General features: G+C 75.8%; 2 protein-coding genes and 1 pseudogene. 1 reads left to right on the top strand and 2 read right to left on the bottom strand.

The features are described 5' to 3' along the window. Positions 1 to 289: 289 nt before the first annotated feature. Complete coding sequence (locus tag ABTX81_RS16670; RefSeq protein WP_350545622.1) at positions 290 to 796, bottom strand: hypothetical protein; 507 nt, start codon at positions 794 to 796, stop codon at positions 290 to 292. Beyond that, a complete protein-coding gene (locus tag ABTX81_RS16665; RefSeq protein ID WP_350545620.1) occupies positions 793 to 2,196 on the bottom strand; it encodes a hypothetical protein in 1,404 nt (467 codons plus the stop codon). The genes ABTX81_RS16670 and ABTX81_RS16665 overlap by 4 nt, the downstream gene beginning before the upstream one ends. 347 nt (positions 2,197 to 2,543) lie before the next feature. Between ABTX81_RS16665 and ABTX81_RS16660 the strand changes: the two are divergent. Beyond that, positions 2,544 to 2,731 (top strand): annotated as a pseudogene (locus ABTX81_RS16660) (electron transfer flavoprotein subunit beta); the annotation flags it as partial.

The raw sequence follows: 2,731 nt of genomic DNA, 5'->3' as shown, positions 1-2,731 counted from the left end.
TGCCCTGGCGGCTTCGGCTGCGCCTCGCCGCTTGCCTTCCAGGTGACGGGCGGGTGGCTGGTGTGGTTGGGCGGGACGTGGTGCCGCCGGGTGATGGGCAGGGGTGGGTGGCAGCCGGATGTGGGTGCCGCCAGGTGATGGGCAGGGGTGGGTGACGCCGGATGTGGGTGCCGCCCGGCGGAGGATGGGAGGTGGAGGGCCCTGCCGACCGTAGGGTGCGGTCGATGTGGGCCCGCGACTCGGTACGGGTTGTCGGGTGGCGGACCGTCAGGCCCCGCCGGGTGTCGGGTCAGCCGGCCAGGGGGCAGCCCTGGCAGGGGGGTTGGGCGGTGTCCGCGTAGGCGGTCACGGTGGTGATCTCGGCGAGGGTGCGGCCGGCGGCGAGCCAGCTGTGGGCGAGGGAGCCGATGGCCAGTCGCTGGGCGGGGGAGGGCGGGCCGCTGGGCCCCGGGCGGGGCCGGAGCAGTAGTCGGCCGCCCGTGCGGGCCAGTACGAGCAGGGTGCCGCCCTCGCCGTCGGCGGTGGCCACCGCGCAGCCGGGGTGGGCCCGCAGGACGGCGGCCAGTCGGCCGGGGGCGGCGGCACCGAGGTGGAGCACATCGGCGTGGTGGCGCCAGCGGGCGGCGTCGGGGTCGGCGAGGTCGAGTGCCAGGTGCTCGTCGACGAACGCGCGGGCCAGCGGCCCGCCGCCGGCGAGCAGCCCGCGGCAGACCCCGGCGGGGGAGTGGATGCGGGCCTCGACGTGCGTGCGGCCCGCCCCGGCCGGGGCGAGCCGCACGGTGTGCAGCGCGGTCACCCGTCGTCCCGTCCGGCCCGGCCCGCCAGCCCGGCCCGTGCGCCGCTCCCGCCGTTCCTGCCACCCCCGTCGCCCGCCGCCCACAGCGGTGCGGGCAGTGGCAGCGCGGGCGGCTCCGGGAGGTGGGCGGGCTCGCCCAGCCCGAGGACGCGGTACAGCAGCCGCCGCATCCGCCGGTCGAAGGCGCCCGGCCGGGAACTGATCCGGGCCGCGATCGCCGCGTACTCCTCGCGCCGGTACTGCTCGGCGGCGTAACCGAGTTGGGCGGTGAGCGGGTGGGACGGGCTGAGTGCCGGCGCGGTGCGGGCGAGCAGCGCGCCGGGCGAGCGCGGGTTGACGTTCCGGTGCGGGTACTCGGCGAGCAGGATCGGCGCGCCGGTCATGGTGCCGTAGAGGGTGACCGAGCCGTGGTCGCCGATGACGAAGTCGGCGGCGACCAGCAGCGGGCGCCAGTCCTCCTCGGGCGCGAGCACGGTGACCGCCCCGCGCGCGGTGGCCGTCGCCCACGACCGCACCGCCCAAGGGCTGTGCGCGGCGGCCACGTTGGGGTGGACCAGCAGGGCGGTGCGGTAGCCGTGCCGGGGCAGTTCGGCGGCCAGCCGCGGCAGGACGGCGTCGAGCCGGGTGAACAGCGAGCCGCTGCCCCAGGTGGAGCAGACCAGCACCAGCCGCTCGCCGGGTCGCAGCCCGAGCGCGGCGCGGTACCGCTCGCGGGCCGGCAGCGCGGCGGCGATCCGGTCGTAGCAGCCGTCGCCGACGACCTCGGCGATCGGCAGCGCCTCCGGGCAACCGCGGCCCAGTTCGGCGCGGTCGTCCTCGTGGGCGAGCGCGTACGCGGCGGGTACCAGCCGCCCCTGCCAGGTGACGTACTCGGGTCCGAGCCCGGCCACCGTGTGCCCGGCCCCGGCCCCCGCCGGGGAGAGCTTGATGTACCCGGCCCCGTGCGGCAGCCGGACCAGCGGCCCGCGCAGCCGCTCCAGGCCCTGCGACCCGGCGGCCAGCACCAGGTCGAACTCCCGCCGGACGGCCTCCTCCCACGGCAGCACCGTGCCCCCGAGCCGCCGGACGTGGGCCGCCGCGCCCCCGTTGAACGCGTGCGGCGCCACGGTGAACTGGACGTGCACCCGCAGGTCCGCGGCGAGCAGCGGATAGATGTCGTGCAGTCGCTGGCCGTAGACCATCGAGTGGACGACGACCAGCACCTCCTTGCAGTCGGTGAGCGTGGCCCACGGGCGCTCGCGCCGGGCCGCCCGGCCCCCGCCGGTCCCGCCGCTCCCGTCGAGCCCGCCCGTCCCGTCAGGCCCCTCGGCCAGGTCGTGCCGCTCCTCCGGCCGGTCGTGCTCCCCGCCGGACCGTTCCCCGTGGTTGACTTCGTCGACTTCCCCGTGCACCAAGGTCATGTCGTTCCCCCTCCTTGATCCCGGACCGGGACCCCGGGTCTCGGTGGCCCCGGCGGGGGTCTGCCCGGGCGGTCTGGCGGATTCCATGACGGCTCCTGGCCGGTCTTGCACAAACCTTGCGGCGCCCTTGCCCACGCCGCCCGGAGCCCCGGAAGGCCGCAAAGGGTACTGAGTTCCTTTACGAGGGGTACTGAGTGCCGTATTCTCTCGGGAGAGCCTCGGAAGCTGTCGTGGAGAGCCGACGGGCCAGAACCGGCCAAGGGCGGATCTGGCACTCAGTACCCCCGCGCGGCCGGGGCCGTGGACCAGTGCATCCGACCAGTGCACCCGTACCAGGAGAACCGCTCATGAGCTTGAGGATCGTTGTCTGTGTGAAGTACGTGCCGGACGCGACGGGTGACCGTCGTTTCTCGGACGATCACACCACCGACCGGGAGGGTGTGGACGGCCTTCTGTCGGAGCTGGACGAGTACGGCGTGGAGCAGGCGCTGCGGATCGCGGAGGCGCATGAGGGTGCCGAGGTGACGGTGCTGAC

The sequence above is a fragment of the Kitasatospora sp. NPDC097605 genome, from assembly GCF_040302725.1.
Lineage (GTDB): Bacteria > Actinomycetota > Actinomycetes > Streptomycetales > Streptomycetaceae > Kitasatospora.
Note: the sequence above shows the minus strand (reverse complement) of the source record. Positions and strands in the feature narration are given on the sequence as shown.